The 13,931-nt window shown below is 60.8% G+C and carries 16 protein-coding genes; 1 reads left to right on the plus strand and 15 read right to left on the minus strand.

Going from position 1 to position 13,931, the window contains the following annotated elements:
• Positions 1-537 precede the first annotated feature (537 nt).
• The 12 genes from AC4D1W_RS16290 to AC4D1W_RS16345 form a co-directional block, all read right to left on the minus strand.
• A complete protein-coding gene (locus AC4D1W_RS16290) occupies positions 538-1,023 on the minus strand; it encodes a MarR family winged helix-turn-helix transcriptional regulator (RefSeq protein WP_490892307.1) in 486 nt (161 codons plus the stop codon).
• 124 nt (positions 1,024-1,147) lie between these two features.
• A complete protein-coding gene (locus AC4D1W_RS16295) occupies positions 1,148-1,387 on the minus strand; it encodes a hypothetical protein (protein WP_490892306.1) in 240 nt (79 codons plus the stop codon).
• Positions 1,388-2,752: 1,365 nt separating this feature from the next.
• On the minus strand, positions 2,753-3,481 hold the full coding sequence (locus tag AC4D1W_RS16300) for a diacylglycerol/lipid kinase family protein (RefSeq protein ID WP_490893037.1): 729 nt from the start codon (positions 3,479-3,481) through the stop codon (positions 2,753-2,755).
• Between the two features lie 26 nt (positions 3,482-3,507).
• Positions 3,508-3,672 carry a hypothetical protein gene (locus AC4D1W_RS16305; RefSeq protein ID WP_490893038.1) on the minus strand — a complete coding sequence of 55 codons (165 nt, stop codon included), beginning with the start codon at positions 3,670-3,672 and terminating at the stop codon, positions 3,508-3,510.
• A 46-nt stretch (positions 3,673-3,718) separates the two neighbouring features.
• A complete protein-coding gene (locus AC4D1W_RS16310) occupies positions 3,719-4,165 on the minus strand; it encodes a MarR family winged helix-turn-helix transcriptional regulator (RefSeq protein WP_490893039.1) in 447 nt (148 codons plus the stop codon).
• Positions 4,166-4,286: 121 nt separating this feature from the next.
• Complete coding sequence (locus AC4D1W_RS16315) at positions 4,287-4,751, minus strand: DUF4383 domain-containing protein (protein WP_490899440.1); 465 nt, start codon at positions 4,749-4,751, stop codon at positions 4,287-4,289.
• 41 nt (positions 4,752-4,792) lie between these two features.
• Positions 4,793-5,302, minus strand: a complete 510-nt coding sequence (locus AC4D1W_RS16320) for a DUF3618 domain-containing protein (RefSeq protein ID WP_490899441.1) — start codon at positions 5,300-5,302, stop codon at positions 4,793-4,795.
• Positions 5,299-5,739 carry a phage holin family protein gene (locus AC4D1W_RS16325; RefSeq protein WP_490899442.1) on the minus strand — a complete coding sequence of 147 codons (441 nt, stop codon included), beginning with the start codon at positions 5,737-5,739 and terminating at the stop codon, positions 5,299-5,301. Before AC4D1W_RS16325 ends, AC4D1W_RS16320 begins: the two co-directional genes overlap by 4 nt.
• A complete protein-coding gene (locus tag AC4D1W_RS16330) occupies positions 5,736-6,395 on the minus strand; it encodes a hypothetical protein (RefSeq protein WP_490893043.1) in 660 nt (219 codons plus the stop codon). The genes AC4D1W_RS16325 and AC4D1W_RS16330 overlap by 4 nt, the downstream gene beginning before the upstream one ends.
• Before the next feature lie 349 nt (positions 6,396-6,744).
• A complete protein-coding gene (locus AC4D1W_RS16335) occupies positions 6,745-7,038 on the minus strand; it encodes a hypothetical protein (RefSeq protein WP_490899443.1) in 294 nt (97 codons plus the stop codon).
• Positions 7,039-7,984: 946 nt separating this feature from the next.
• Positions 7,985-9,706 carry an alpha/beta fold hydrolase gene (locus tag AC4D1W_RS16340; RefSeq protein WP_490899444.1) on the minus strand — a complete coding sequence of 574 codons (1,722 nt, stop codon included), beginning with the start codon at positions 9,704-9,706 and terminating at the stop codon, positions 7,985-7,987.
• Between the two features lie 256 nt (positions 9,707-9,962).
• Positions 9,963-10,217, minus strand: coding sequence for a hypothetical protein (locus tag AC4D1W_RS16345; protein ID WP_490899445.1), 255 nt, complete (start codon positions 10,215-10,217; stop codon positions 9,963-9,965).
• A gap of 326 nt (positions 10,218-10,543) precedes the next feature.
• Here AC4D1W_RS16345 and AC4D1W_RS16350 point away from each other — a divergent pair, with 326 nt between their 5' ends.
• Positions 10,544-11,029, plus strand: coding sequence for a WGxxGxxG family protein (locus AC4D1W_RS16350; protein WP_490893047.1), 486 nt, complete (start codon positions 10,544-10,546; stop codon positions 11,027-11,029).
• A 253-nt stretch (positions 11,030-11,282) separates the two neighbouring features.
• Here the strand turns inward: AC4D1W_RS16350 and AC4D1W_RS16355 are convergent, their stop codons facing one another.
• From AC4D1W_RS16355 to AC4D1W_RS16365, 3 genes are all read right to left on the minus strand, one after another.
• Complete coding sequence (locus AC4D1W_RS16355) at positions 11,283-11,774, minus strand: hypothetical protein (protein WP_490899446.1); 492 nt, start codon at positions 11,772-11,774, stop codon at positions 11,283-11,285.
• Between the two features lie 573 nt (positions 11,775-12,347).
• Positions 12,348-13,259 (minus strand): endonuclease/exonuclease/phosphatase family protein, encoded by a 912-nt coding sequence (locus AC4D1W_RS16360; RefSeq protein WP_490899447.1) that lies wholly within the window; start codon positions 13,257-13,259, stop codon positions 12,348-12,350.
• Positions 13,260-13,559: 300 nt separating this feature from the next.
• Positions 13,560-13,919: a hypothetical protein gene (locus AC4D1W_RS16365; RefSeq protein WP_490899448.1), complete on the minus strand. Its 360-nt coding sequence runs from the start codon at positions 13,917-13,919 to the stop codon at positions 13,560-13,562.
• Positions 13,920-13,931 lie beyond the last annotated feature (12 nt).

The raw sequence follows: 13,931 nt of genomic DNA on the forward strand, positions 1-13,931 counted from the left end.
ACAGTGGGGAATCGATGTCGTCGGTGTCGTGTTCTTCTGCGCCCTGATCGTTGTGCACCCGCTTCAGGGAGATTCCCTCTAGGTAAGACGGTACGGGAGGATCCTTCTCTTCATCACTTGTCATGCGCCGAATTCTAGGGGCTCTAGATTCGAACTGGCGCAGTAATGCGTAAGGCAAAAGTTCTCGGACGGCGGCTTGTGGTCGAAGAGTAACCGCCAATCATATGCGATCGCGGCTAACGATATTTCGGCCCCCTGACGCCGGATGTCTCTCTATGACTGATCCCTCACCGGGCACTGCTCACTGAAATGTATACACTCACAAAGGGGCAAGAACTTGACGGCTTAGCACCGCGATGTCTTTTCGCGGGAAAAACCCGGACCCGCACTGCCGTTGCCGTCCAGGCCGCGACGTGCGCTTGCACCAGGTACGCCTGCCAAGGGCAGCGTATCCACACAGCACTTTCCGGGGTTTGGCGGCGACGATAAAGTTGCCGGTACGCTGACTGATTCCCGGATACGAACTCTCGCGGGCGGTTATCGAACCGACGCCAAGAGGGGAAGGCGCTCTCGTCCCGCCAAGCCATTTTTTTGCTGGTCGACTCCGGACTCGGCAGGGCGCAGGGAGGCGATGACATTCTCCAACGCGGTGCGGAGATCCTTATCGGCCAGGCCAGTGGACCGATCGAATTCCTTTTCCTCCGCCTCGAGGATCGACAGGAGATGCCGGCCAACCGCGGTGAGCTCCACCAGGACGACGCGGCGGTCAACATGGTCTCGCACCCGGCGGACGAAACCCCGCAGCTCTAGCCGCTCCACGGTCTTCCCCACGGTCTGGGGTTGGATGTGCAGCACGTCGGCTAAGCGGGCCTGGGCGATCGCCTGCCCGACAGTGAGCACCCGCAACAGAGTCAGACCGGAAAGGGTGATCCCATGAGATCTCAGCCGCTCGTTCTCGTAGCGTTCGTTCAAGCGGGCCGCCGTATTGAGCAGACGCCCGATCGACCATGAGCTGATTTCCACTGTTTTCCAACTTCCCTAGGTGCCCCTGCCCGGGCGGATTGCACACCGGAGGCTGATAGGTAAGCCTACTGACCGTTGTCAGATTTCACCCGGTGTTTATCGCGTAGTTTTCCTCAAGAAACGGTCACCCGTGGATGAGCCGAACCGCGGGGGTGTCCGGTTCCTTCTGCTCAACGTCGCGACGGTCCAGCTCTTCGGTGAGTTCTTCTTTCCGAATCTCTGTCTCGAACGCCGGTATGCCGTCACGGACGTACTCAAGATCGAGCTCACGGTGTACCTTGCTGTTGAGGATCTCGACCTCGGCAAGATCGAGGTGAGAGAGATCTTCGGGGAACGGATCAGAGGGGTCGAGTCTGGTACTCAAGTATTCGCCTATCGAACAGTATTTTCAGGCCTTCTGCTAGACCCCGGCCCTGAGGAAGAAACCCCGTGGCAGTCAGTATCATAACTGTCCACCGCGTCCGGGCGGCTCAGTGACGATTGGAGTCGTTACAGTACTCGGCTTTCGCCGGGATTCGACGAGCCGAGGGCAATGGTGTCCGTGGTGGCGGGGAAGAAGCTCAACGGTGGCTCCATGAAGAAGCAGCTCTTCAAGCAGCTCGCACCGACCCTCCCGGGGCCAGCTACCGCACGTCCAATGCCTGCAACGGCGAGTAGATCGAACACATTGAAAGATGCCATCCGCTTCCGGGCCAGGATCTTGGTACCTGCTGCTTCGTGCAGGTCCGGAAAATTGGTGAGATCCTTGCCCCGCAGGGACCGCAGCTCGGTGGCGTCCTGGACAGCTGACGATGACTATCCGGTAGTCGTCCCATTTCCGGCTGATGTACGCACCCTCCGGGCAAGACATAATGCCGGGATCGACGCACCTCACGCGCCAGCGCCAGTTGCACCGGTGGGGCCAAACCGGGCGGGCACCCTCTCACCAAAAAACCCTTGATGTCAGGGGGATCGTGTCCGTAGGAGTTGCGTTCACCAATGGTCCCGTCGAGGTTCCGGATGACGTGCTCGACCTTTTCGGCTTTAGCAACCTGCCGGCCGCCGCGACTGCTTCCTCTTTGGTGTCCGCGTAACCCCAGGGATGATCGTCGATGGTTTCGCGGCAGTTTCCCCACCGCCCGTCCTCGTGGAATGTTTCGGTGTCCCCTCTAGGCATGTCTGGTTCCTTTCATAGTGGACTATGTGCGGCTCCACCCACCTACGGCCAACACCCTCCGACGCTGGGCGATCCAGGATGGGGTTCGCTCCGAAGCATGAGGAGGGAAATACGTAACCGGAGAGTGTGCAGGGAGTCAGGCAATGTGTTGGGACACTAATTTCTGACCCCCCGCACACACCGGGACCGAGACGTAATGCCCTTCTGCTCTATGGGCGGGTTGTCCCGTGTCGGCAAGACATCGCTGGGATAACCCGGAGCAGATAGCCCGGTCCGCACCAAACAGCGGAGCGGGCTATCTGCTTAACCAGCTTCACTGCTCATTAACAATTCGAGCACGGATGGCAGAACCGTGTAAACCGCCACGAGGTAGCCCAGGCACACCTGACTGGGGCAGGAACTCAGGCTTTCGGTCGCGCATCCAGGCCGTGGTCTGCTGGTTGCCCTCCCGACCGGCCCGGACCTTCTGACGAGTAATTGGAAGCGGTCCGGTCGGGATGGTGATTGCTCGCGGCCGTTGAAACCCGTACCGAGAAGCGTCCGTGAAAGAGGACTGGACCGATCAGGTGCTGGTTATCCAATGATTGGTAGGGCACGAGGAACGCTTTCAATTGTGATCGCCGTTCCTGCACCCGCTGATCTAACTTCCCCGTCGATCTGGTACGGGATCGGCTTCAGCGTAGAGAATTCATACCTCTGTACGCTGGGTTGGTCTCCCAGCCCCTGCGTCGTCGCGCGGACGGCTCTGAGAAGGATGCGCCATTTCGCCATGTGGGGGAACGTGATGACCTCGAACTTCCCGTCTGCCGGGTGATCATCGGCTTCACTCAGTGTTGCGTACTTGGCCATCTGGGAGATATTCGCGAAAATCAGACTGTCGAATTTCCTGCGCACGCCGTCGTTCTGCCTGATCTCGAAAGGCCTGAACTTGCGGAAGGTCCGCACCACGGAGAACATTTCCTTGATCGCTCCCTTGCTTCCCTTCTCCAGATCAATGGCCATGATGGGTGTCAGACCGAAGCCGATGTAGGAGTGGGCGTACACCGGTTCGGTGCCAATACCAGCCGTGATGCGCAGCAAGTCGATGCGGCGAGCGGCTCCTTCGGTGATCGCCTCCGCGAGTGGTTTCCGGCCAACCACCCGGCTGTGGTCGTTCGCGTTCCCCGCTGCCAACACAGCACACGCCGCCTCTGGATTGCCGCTGGCCATGACGCCGTTGATAACCTCGTTGTAGCCACCGTCACCGCTCACCGACACCACGAGTACATGTCCGTCTGACGCAGCTTCACGGGCAAGGTCCACCGCATGTCCTGCTCTTTCGGTAGGTTTCAGGTCAATGACCGCGAGCCGGCCGGCAGGACAGAGGAGAGTTCCTCGCGGAGGCCCTCAGCCAGTTCGGGGGCATCGCCGGTGCTATTCGGGTTGTAAATGATCGTTATCGAATCAAACCGCCGTGGTGAATCCATGGAGGACCTTTCAGGATCGCTACTCATCAGCAGCAGTGGGTGCCCACCAACCATCATAAGCGAGCTGATCTTCTCATGATTTCCGGGTCGATGTCGTCGCCGGGAGCTTCCGTTCGAAGGCTTGGATGACGGTCCGGGCGTGGTCTCGGAGGGTGGTTTCGCGGGAGGCACCGGCTAGTTTGAGCTTCTCGTCGAGTGACTTGCTCTGTTCCAGAAGGTGTCGGCCGTTCGGAGTGATGTCGACGAGTTGGCTTCTTCGGTCCAGCCAGTGACGGGAGCGGGTCACGAAGCCTTTCCGGGCGAGCCCTTCTACCGTTTTGCCCAGCGTTTGGGATTGTATTTTCAGTTCCGCGGCCAGCTCGCTTTGACCGAGTGCCCCGCGGATGGCCAGGACAGACAGGATCGTCAGCCCTGCATAGGTGATTCCGTAGGTGGCCAGGTCTTCGTTGTACGCGTTCTCCACTAGGCGTCCGGCGGTGATTATCAGACGCGCGGTGGGCCATTGATCCAGGTTCGACATGGGTTGCGCTTTCGTGTGATTCCAGGGTCGGGTGAGGGATGCGTGTCCGGCCGGTTAAGAAGCGTCGGCCGGTGCAGGGAACTGGTTGTACCCCATACCGGCCGAAGCAGTCATCTCCCACTCAGTGAGCGGTGTGGGTCCTGTCGCGGTTGCGGCTCAGGAGGAGACCGAGGGCGATCATGCCGATTCCGAGGAACAGGTGCAGCCAGTTATCGGCGTCGTTGACCGGTACGAAGTTCGCGGCCGAGTCGTGGTCGATGATGAGGCCGTAGATCCAGAGGATCAGGTAAACCGCACCCCCGTAGATGAGGTAGCTGCGCGCGCCTGAGATGGTGCGTGCCATCGCGAGGCCGGCGGCACCGAAGAGCAGATGGACGACGTTGTGCAGGACGGAGACCTGGAAGACGCCGAGGAGCAGCGCTTCGGAGTCGTGTCCGGCGAAACTCATCTGGTCGTACTGGCTGGTGACGCCCGGGATAAAGCCCAAAACACCGACGAGAAGGAAAACGGCTCCGACCGCGGTGGCGGCCTTCTGGATGTTCGTCCTCGTTCTGTCGCCTGCGGCTGAGTTGTTTGCTGTTGTCACGATGGTTTTCCCTTTGATGAAAGTGAATGGATCGGCCCCGGTTAGGAGCCGCTGCCCTGGACGTTGTCTTTGGCGTCGCTGGTCTTGTCCTTCAGGTCCGAGGCTGCTTGCGTGCCTTCGTCCTTGACCGTCTGGGCCGAGTCGGTTGCGGTCTGCTTCACCGACTCGACGGCGTCGCTGACCGGTTCCTTCATGTCTTCGACCACCTGCTTTGCAGCGTCCGTGGCCTCAGTGACGAGCGGTTGGGCCTTTTCTTTCAAGGCCGACGCGGCTTCTTTTTCTTTTGCGCTGGCCGGAATGAGGGAGGCCGCAAGCAGGCCGGCACCGAAGGCGATGAGTCCTGCCGCGAGCGGGTTGCCCTGTGCCTTGTTTTTCACGGTGTGGGGTGCGTCGTGGATCGCTTCACCGGCGCTGTGCAGCGCGCCCTGGTCTTGATCGGCTTCATCGGTGCTGACGGTGGGGACGGTTCCGGCTGTCGCGTCGACGGGTAGTCCGAGTTCGGCGCGGGTCCGCTCGACGTCGGCACGGATCTGGTCTGGTGATTGGCTCATGGTGTGTGCTCACCTGGTTTCAGGGTCGGAGGGATTTCTTTGACGGTTGCGACGGTGTCTGGCATGCCGCGGATTGGTTTCATTTCCTTCTTGCCCTGCAGTGCCAGGACGGCGGCCACGATGCCCCAGATGACGGCGACAATTAGTGCTGCCCATCCGAGGCCGACCAGCTCGGCCAGTCCCCACATCAGTGCAAGGGAGAGGAACAGCAGGACGAAATGTCCTGCTACGCCGGCGCCGCCGAGGAGGCCTGCGCCTTTTCCAGCTTTACTGCCGGATTCGCGCAGTTCGGCTTTCGCCAGTTCCAGCTCCAGGCGTATCAGGGCGGACAGGTCCTGCGTTACCTGGCCGAGCAGTGATCCCAGCGACGTCTTGTCGGCGTCGTCGAAAGTCTGTGAACTGGAGGTGGCACTCGGGCCACGGACCGAGGAGCTCATGGCCGCAAGCCCGTTCCGGGCTGATAGGGGTCTACCAGCTGGGGATCGGAATAGGCACTTACAGCTGCGGGCGGCTTGGTGGAAGCCGGTGCCAGTTTTTGAGGTTTCGTGGTGTTCCCGCCGCCTGTGGTTCCGCGGGTGAACCGGCCGGCCAGGACGCCGGTTGCAGCGGCCACGAGCAGGAACGTGCCCGGACGCCGACGGGCGAAGGTGGTTGCCTCGTTCAGGAGCGAACCTGGATCGCGGCCCTCGAGCCAACCGGCCACATTTCCGGTGCGCTGTGCTGCTTGCTGCACCAGGTTCCGGGCGGGGCCTTCATCGGACTTTTCAGCCATGGAGGACAGTTCGTCGCTGAGGGACCGGATGCCCTCGGTGACTTTTTGCTGCTGCGTGCCGGCTTGGCTTTTCAAAGTTGAACCAACCTCACCCAGGAGGTTCTTGGCCTGCGTGCCGGCTTCCTGGGCGACGTTCTTCGCTTCAGCGCCAGCGGTCTGCGCGACGCTCTTCGCGGCGTTGACACCTTCATGGCCTACCTCCGCAGCTTGTTCCTTCGCCGCGGACGTTGTTGAGGATGGTGGCTGATCACTGCCCGTGGCGGTTGTGGGTGCGGGTGTGGCTGGTGCGACCAGTGGGTCGTTCGACCAATCTGTAGTCATCGTTTTCCTTCAATTCTGTCGGGTGCTGAACCGGGGGAACAGCATAATCTGCACGTGCGACCGGCGACCTGAACCGGAAAGTGAAGCTACCTTACTATCTCCAAAGACAAGCATGCTTAGCATCTGTGCACAAGGAGCAGGAGTTAGTCGAAGCGCTTCTGGCTGTGAGGGCTGTGTTTGTGCTTCAAAAACAAGTTGACCGGGGCGAGCGTCGTGCTCCAATCCGGTCAACTATTCAATATGCGCCCAAGTGGACCCGCTCAGACAACATGGCCGATCCGACCCTGACCGCACAATGAGGATGGGTCAGCTCCGGCGAGCCTAATGATTGGCGGGAGCTAGCGCAGCTCTACTTGGAGTCGGTGTAGTGCTCGCGGCTGCCGGACTTCGCCAGGCCACGGGCAATCATGTAGCCGATGGTGAGGTAGGTGATGTACTGCATGGCCTGGTTGGCGTCGAACAGGTCGCTGGCGTCGGAGCCTTCAGTGCCGTCACCGACGACCGCAGCCGTGATGATGACAGTCAGGACGGCCGCGATGTAGACGAAGAACTCGGTGGTTCTCGTGGAAGCCTTGGTTTCGGTGCTGCGCCTGGTGGTGTGATCGGTGGTGGTGGCAGCGTTATTGGAAGTGTTTGTAGACAAGGGGTGTCTCCTGTGAATGGATTTGGCGTCAAAGCCGGTGGCGGGCGCTAGAGATGCGCTCCGGCGGGGAGGTTCAGATTGCCGCAGTTTGCTCCACGGGTAACCTCTGCATTCTCGACAGTACCCGCCGGCACCCTCGAAAGCAAAGCAAGCTTACTATTTGTTTCTTAAGGAGGCGCCGGGATGAGCCTGCCGTCTTGCGCTCATCCCTCACCTTCCAGATGGCACTTATCGGATGGCGGGCTCAGGTGGCACTGCTCCCTAGCATGAGAGGCTGCTGAACACTCCGGGGGCCTGTTCGTTGTCCTCACGCCGGTCCAGTTCCTCGGTGAGTTCTTCCCTTCTGAACTCGGTCTCCATCTCGGCGCCCCCGCGTAGGATCCCGTAGAGCAAAAAGCCTCCGGTGAAGCCCAGCGGCCGACGCGGAGCAAGCAGAAGCCTCGCTTGAAGAACTGTCGAAAACTCCCGCTCTTGAAGAGGACGAAGACAGTCTGGCTAAACCCTACAACAGCTGAAACCACAAGTACCCACACCCTCGGCCCCGCCGGGGGCATCCAGCAGTCACCAGTCTTCAGCCAGTCTGATGAAGACATATCGGTGGATTCCGCCGATTGGTGCAAAATTGTCAGCTGCCGGGGTACTTGGGCTGACGCCTGCGGCGCTGGCTCGTGCCAGGGTAAGTCCTTACCTGAGGTGATGGCTGCGGAGGGTTACATTCCGCTGAACTCCTTGATGAGGAGCGGTAGTAGTGGGCGAAGGTGCGCGGCAGCACGTCTCGGGACCATCGGTACTCCGCAGTGGCATACCATTGGCGCCCGGAGAGTCATCGAAAAGCGCCCGGCAAGGTGATGATGTGTCCCCGGAGCGGGATGCGCTCGCTCGCTTAGAAATGAGGGTGGATTTCAGCCGACATCGTCCTTGGGCCCTGGCTAGCCCGCTTCAGTCTCTAACTCGGACCTGTTTGAGCAGCTGATGTCGGGTGGGTTTCGGTGCGGTGAAGGAGTGCGGTGATGGCGGTGGTCACGAGGTCAGGGGCGCTGTGGTGTGCTGCGTGTGGGGCACCATCGATGGTGCCTGCTTCGCCCTGCAGGGAGGAGCTGGCGAGACGGTCGGACCAGGCGGCGCCGGCGACGGCATCGCGTGAGCCGCGCAGTACGAGGACGGGTTGCTGGGCAAGGGGTAGCCGGTCTTCGAGCGGGTAGCTCATCGCTTGCTTTAGTTGGGCCAGGTACCAGCGCGGTCCACACCGTAGGACGTCGAGGGATTGCAGGAAGTTCAGTAACGGTTTTTCGAGGATGGAATTGAGGCCCAGGGTCAAGACTTGCTGGTGGACGGTGCGGCGTTTCACGTCGACGGCGGCGCCGATCAGGACGAGGTGGGACACAAGGTCGGGGCATTGGATGGCGAGTTCCGTGGCGCTTTGGACTCCCATGGAATGGCCGATGACCACGCAGGAAGACACGCCAGCTTCCTCCAGGAGTAGCCCGAGGATCTCCGCGGTCGCTTTGGTGGTTGTTTCTTGCGCCGGCCGCTTCGTCCACCCGTAGCCGGGCAGGTCGATGAGGTGGACATCGCCGTAGACAGATAGCAGGGCGCCGAGGCGGCGGAAGTATCGGTGGGACATTCCAATGCCGTGGATCAGCACAAAGACCGGAGCCGGGGTTCCATCCACAGGGTTGATCCGATCAGAGGCACCGCCGTGGTCGATGAAGTAGGACCGACATTGCCGGTCCTGGACCGTGATGCTGCGCAGCTCAAGGACCTTCGTCGCAGAGTGCAGCTCTGAAACGGTGGATTTGACCGTGCGATCCGAGTAGGTAGGCGTAGAAGAGGGTGAGGGTAACTCGACCACGCCCACGGAAGCGGGCAACTGCGGCGAGGCCGGATAGTCGCGCATGAGGTGGAGGACTGCTGCCGTGATCGGGGCAGCGCCTCCCCGGTGCGCGGCGTGCGGCTGGCCAGGTATTTCCACGAGGTGGCCGTTTTGGGCGTTGCGGCTGAGCTTCTCGCACCAGTCATGCCCGGCGATGATGTCCCGGGTCCCCCGGATGACCAGGACGGGGCGGGGGATCAGGGGCAGCCTGTCATCCAGGCGATACCCCAGCATGACCGGCAGTTCCTGCAGGTACCAGGGGATCCCGCATTGCGCGTACGCGGTGGCGACCATCAGATTCGTGACGGGTCGTTCGATGAGCGTGTCCGCGGCGAGCATGAGGGTGTGCTTGAGCGCAGACCGGTGCTCGGTGTCAGTGACAGGACCGATCAGCACCACATGCGAGACCAGGTCCGGACGGATGATGGCAACCTCCGCCGCGAACTGCGCACCCATGGAATGGCCGACAAGTACGCACTCCTGCACACCTTCCTCATCGAGAGTGTGCGCGATCAGAGTTGCGTAATCCCCGACGCTGAGTTGGCGGTCGGGTTTGGGTGTTCCTCCAAAACCTGGCAGGTCCAGGATGAGGGTGTCACCGTAGTCAATGAGCGTGCGCTGTAGCTTGTCGTAGTAGCGGTGGGACATCCCGATCCCGTGCACCATCACAAAAACCGGTCTGACCGTCCCCGGGTTCGGAGCTCGCCGGGACCTGTGTGCTCGACAGGACAGACCGTCCTGCGCAGCCTTGTCATCGATTGCGGGAAGGGGTGGCGTGATCTGTGGTTGGCTCATTGTGCTTTCAGGATTGGAGACGCGGTTGATCATGGGGCAGTCGACTGGTTACGGGCGGCGAGGTTCACCCGGTTCAGGTAGGACACCGCGACGCCGTAGGAGGTCGCCACGGCGTGTCTCCGGAGGTTCCCTCAACGCGACGGAGCTCGCTGGCCGTTCGGCTTAGGTGCCATTTCTGGAGATCGCGACACTAGGGTCTGTGTATAGAAGCCGGGGTGCACGTCTGCGGCGGGTGCACTGTTTTGGAGGAGAGGCGTTAGTCCTGCCGCAGGTCGTACACAAATTCCGCCTTTCGGCGCTGAGGCAGGTCATCGATCAGTTCATTGAGTGCCAAAACGACGATGTTCCGCTCTCCTACCGGGAGCGGGTATATGCCATTCAGATAGGCGTCCAGCTCGAAGGCTTTGAGGTTGCCGCCGACACTGAAGTAATGCAGCCAGAGATCATTGGCGGTCAAATTTGCCTCGTGTGCTGCCAGCCAGGTGCTGTGTTGTTGGGTTTGCTGCGTCATAGAAAAGGCCTACTTAGCGTGCGACGGGAAACGATTCATGTCCGTGCTCAGGGAAACTCCACTGGGGAACCGGATTAGCCCCAGGCAGACCCTTATGATAAGCAAGCTTACCTTCTGTTGTGATCATGGGAGAAATCCCGCGACGACACCAAGGATCATGTCAGATTCCAAGCTTCGATCAGCAGCGCACAAGGGGAATTTTCCAGCCTCTGCGTCGCCTGATTGCGCGGGGCAGTGGTTGCCCTTCGGTCGCGGGGATCCCAGATAGAAAGCAGGCTGATGATCAGGCCTTCAGTAGAGGGTCATTCCGAAACCTAAGGAGAGCAATGATTCGTAAGACTGCAGCCACTGCCGCCCTATCCCTGGCCGTACTGATGGGCATGGCAGCTCCTGCCACTGCCGCGGAAGAGACGCCACCCGCCACTGAGCAAACCCAGCAGAGCGACGAAGGCAACGGCGACGCGGGTCTGTGGGGTCTACTTGGCCTTCTGGGCCTGGCGGGCCTGCTCAAGAGGAACAAAAAAGGAACACGTCGATCATGGCACCCGCACTGGGACTACCGGCGTGAACGAACCCACCCGCCCCGGTCACGAAGCCCCAGGTTCCGGAGTCAAGGGCCCACTCGTCCCGAGTGGGCGTTTGCGCTGTCCAAGCTCACCGAACCCGGAACCTGCCCGGGACTCGACCGCAATCCCCGTCGTAGAACTCGTCAAATTATCCCCAACCTTAGCCTTCACCCTGCTCACCACGGACAGTTCGCAGGCGCACCTCAACTGCACGACGTCACCCAGCCGACACCGACGCAGGGCTGATCAGCCTTGTGCGCGGACGTGGGTTTTGTCGCTGAGCGTGAAGCAGCCGGCCGCAGAGACGAGATCAGTCGGCCACTTAGACTGTCACCACCGGTGTGCATGTGGCAGTGCTCGCCTGCGGCAAGCATCGAAGCTCGGCTTGAAGCACGAACGGCACGCTCAATCTCGTGCCCGCCAATGTCCCTTTAGTCGTGGTTTCAGCCTGCCGCCGCGGCCGCTACAGCTGCAGTCCTAATAGCTCGGCGAGATGATTTCAGGTACCGAACCGCTCGAGGATCGTCTTGTCCATGATCTCGGCAAGCTGGTCCTGCTGTGCGCTGGCGCGATCCTTCAGACGTTGCAGGTCCTCCGGATCGAACCGTTCATCCGTCCGGGACGAAGCAATCAATGATGCCCACAGGCCCTCTTTGCCCCGGACAGCTGCCTGTAGGGCCTCGAGTTCGAGTTGGCCGCTCATGCCACCGCTTTTGTGGAACGGATTCAGCGGACCGGCTTTGCTGAGCTGCGCACCGACCCAAGCCAAACCCATTTTGGTTTTACCCGGGCTATAGCCAAGGCGTTGTATCAACGTGGAGAGAGCGTCCCGGTCAGCTGCGATGTCTCGGCGCAGCTGATCGAACACGGACTGGTAGGAACTGTCCTTCCAAGTACGTTCTACCGATTCGAAGAGGCGCACTCCGGATTCGGCGGCCAGCAAATGATCGCCGAGATAGTCGGAGAGCTTATCGTCGTCAATGGGCATCATTGCCTTTCCGCAGTTGCGCTGCCGGTTCCGTCGGCACCTCCCCGGCCCAACAGGTAGAGAGTTTGCGACTCGTGGTCAATCTATCTCGCTGTCGAGTACCTTCCGTGCCTGCGAGTCGACAGGTCCGAACAGGATAGCTGCGTCGGCGAGGCTTTGAATTTGGACCCCTGTCGAACGCTGGTTCACGTCGGAACGAACAATCCAGACTTCGGGCACGTCCTTTCCCATCCGATGCTCAATGGTTAGATCCGGAAGTGCATCCCAGCCGGTCGTAGCAATCCCGCGCTTCACTCTCGTTGTCGAACATGAACGCTACCCGGTGCGACAGATCAATCAGAGGCATGCCCATAGTTTCCCACGGGACCAACCTGTGCAACAGATATGAACGGCGGAGCCGCCAGCCTCTCTTCATGCACCCTGGGGAATCCCACCGAGACGGCGGCGTCTCGCTACGGTCCCGTACATTTGCACACGAGGTCTCACCAGTAACCGATTAACGGGCTTGTTAGCGGGTCCTCACCGGATACTTGCTCGGGATGGTCAATCACGAAAGGGTGGGGGGTCGATCGGGGGTCAAGCAGTGAATTCCGTCCAGAGGGGGTAGTGGTCGGAGATCCGCCAGGACACCTCGTTTTTCGTCAGGTTCGTGAGTATGTGGGGCAGGAAGTCGATGTGCCCGGCGCGGCCGGTGTAGGTGAGGGTTTGGAGCATGCTGGTTCCGTCGGGTTCTGAGAACCAGGCGATCTGGTCGTAGAAGTGCCGGGTCTTGTCGTTGTCGAAGATGGTGCGCGGTACCGTGTCCAGCTCGGTGGGTGGCCACAGTCCGGTGGACACGAACGCCTCGTACAGGGGGTTTCCGATGCGGTCGAGGTTGAAGTCTCCCAGGACGAGGAGGTTCTCGTTCCAGTCGTCAGGGCGTTCGGCCCAGTCCCGCATCCATTGGGCGAATGAGGTCAGTTCGGGCAGCCGGTCAGCGGCCTTGGCACCCCAGAGGACGTGCACACTGGTCAGTACGAACCCTGCCTTGCCGCGGGTGAACCCTGCTGCGTACGGGGTGCGGGCGAATTGCGGGACGGGCCCGTCGGTTCCGGGCGGCAGGACGATCTCGCCGATCAGGCCGGAGGGTTGGACCCGGTCCGTGTCGTACAGGTAGGTCAGGCGTTCACCATTACCGGCATCGCCTTCGGTGACATCGGAGGTGATGAACCGCCATCCAGGCCCCAGCAGGGCCATCAGATGGTGCAGGGCGGTGGTGTTCCGGCGGACCTCCTGCAGGGCCAGCACGTCGAACCGGCACGCCATCTCGGCAATGCACGCCATGGCATGCAGATCCCGTTTGGGCGAATCCCGGGGTCCAGCTGTCCACTTCTCGGTCAGATCCCCGAACGCACGGACGTTCCAGGTCCCAATCAGGAGATTCGACGCATCCTTGCCCGGCACAGTCTTATCCAGTGCCGCCGACAGCCGGGTAACGTCCTGGGCCATACAGCGGTGGACTGGACTCTGGCGTCGCACTAGCTGCCGCCCGGGTTCGGTTGACCTCGGCGAACGGCGGAAAGCAAATCCCAGGCGCATACCCCGGTGGCGCCGTGGGGGGAAGGGCTGCGAGTTCAAGGCTGATGTTTGGCTAGGGAGTAGATAAGCTCGTAGGTGCGGCCTTCGGATTCTGCTCGGGCTGCATTTCGTTGCGGGTCGCATCTGAGAATCGGCTTGTATGCTCGGTCATTGCATTGTCAAGATCCTGAAAGTACGCCGCGTCGTCCTGTGTGTAGCTCGTCAGTCGCTTCATTGCTTCGTCCAATTTTCCGCAATTATTTGTTTGGCATCCCAAACCGGTTTCGTGGCCATGATGTCAACCCGCCACGCTGCGGAGACCGCCTCGTCGTAGTCCGCCTGCGCCTCCACCAGTGCGGCTTGTGCCTCTGCTGAATCCTCGCCAGCCACACGCTCCGTGAGGAAGAAAGATTGCCGGCTTCGTTCCGATTCGGCCGAAATCGTCATCACCGCAGCTTGAAAAGAGAACAGCCCCCCGATCAGCGCCCCTAGTAAAGCTCCGACAGCACCCCAAAGCCCGTTGTTGTCCATCAACCGACTGATGGTCGTACGCCCCTCGGTCTCGAAGGGTCGGTCAGCTTCGCTTGCCATGATCTCGTGGTG

It is taken from the genome of Arthrobacter sp. TJ-170, assembly GCF_058269305.1.

Bases quoted from the DNA above. Each gene is read 5' to 3' on its own strand.
- AC4D1W_RS16305 (WP_490893038.1), bottom strand. From the start codon at position 3,672: ATGAGTAGCGATCCTGAAAGGTCCTCCATGGATTCACCACGGCGGTTT.
- AC4D1W_RS16310 (WP_490893039.1), bottom strand. From the start codon at position 4,165: ATGTCGAACCTGGATCAATGGCCCACCGCGCGTCTGATAATCACCGCC.
- AC4D1W_RS16320 (WP_490899441.1), bottom strand. From the start codon at position 5,302: ATGAGCCAATCACCAGACCAGATCCGTGCCGACGTCGAGCGGACCCGC.
- AC4D1W_RS16325 (WP_490899442.1), bottom strand. From the start codon at position 5,739: ATGAGCTCCTCGGTCCGTGGCCCGAGTGCCACCTCCAGTTCACAGACT.
- AC4D1W_RS16330 (WP_490893043.1), bottom strand. From the start codon at position 6,395: ATGACTACAGATTGGTCGAACGACCCACTGGTCGCACCAGCCACACCC.
- AC4D1W_RS16340 (WP_490899444.1), bottom strand. From the start codon at position 9,706: ATGAGCCAACCACAGATCACGCCACCCCTTCCCGCAATCGATGACAAG.
- AC4D1W_RS16345 (WP_490899445.1), bottom strand. From the start codon at position 10,217: ATGACGCAGCAAACCCAACAACACAGCACCTGGCTGGCAGCACACGAG.
- AC4D1W_RS16350 (WP_490893047.1), top strand. From the start codon at position 10,544: ATGATTCGTAAGACTGCAGCCACTGCCGCCCTATCCCTGGCCGTACTG.
- AC4D1W_RS16355 (WP_490899446.1), bottom strand. From the start codon at position 11,774: ATGATGCCCATTGACGACGATAAGCTCTCCGACTATCTCGGCGATCAT.
- AC4D1W_RS16360 (WP_490899447.1), bottom strand. From the start codon at position 13,259: ATGGCCCAGGACGTTACCCGGCTGTCGGCGGCACTGGATAAGACTGTG.
- AC4D1W_RS16365 (WP_490899448.1), bottom strand. From the start codon at position 13,919: ATGGCAAGCGAAGCTGACCGACCCTTCGAGACCGAGGGGCGTACGACC.